This window comes from Veronia pacifica, from assembly GCF_001707825.1.
GTDB lineage: Bacteria > Pseudomonadota > Gammaproteobacteria > Enterobacterales > Vibrionaceae > Veronia > Veronia pacifica.
The window spans coordinates 1-210 of record NZ_LYBM01000163.1 but is presented as its reverse complement, the minus strand read 5'-3'; the positions used below and the strand labels follow the sequence as shown (position 1 = coordinate 210).

The 210-nt window shown below is 68.1% G+C and carries 1 protein-coding gene; it reads left to right on the top strand.

Annotated elements, in window-relative coordinates; all coding sequences use genetic code 11:
- Positions 1–210 (top strand): hypothetical protein (locus A8L45_RS24965; RefSeq protein WP_175402099.1); only part of this gene is annotated, 210 nt, incomplete at both ends.

Genomic DNA, 210 nt, shown 5'->3' with positions numbered 1-210 from the left:
TTGTGTCCACGGTGGACGACGGCGTGTTTGAGGGCGACGAGGACTTCACCCTGACGGTGGCGACCACCATCGGCGACCAGTCCCTCACCGCTACCGGCGACGCGACCCTGGACGATGCCCAGGACGCCCCGTCGACCCTGACGGTCGGTGACGCCGGCACCGTCAACGAAGGGCAGGATGCAACCTTTGACGTGACCCTCGGCACCCCGG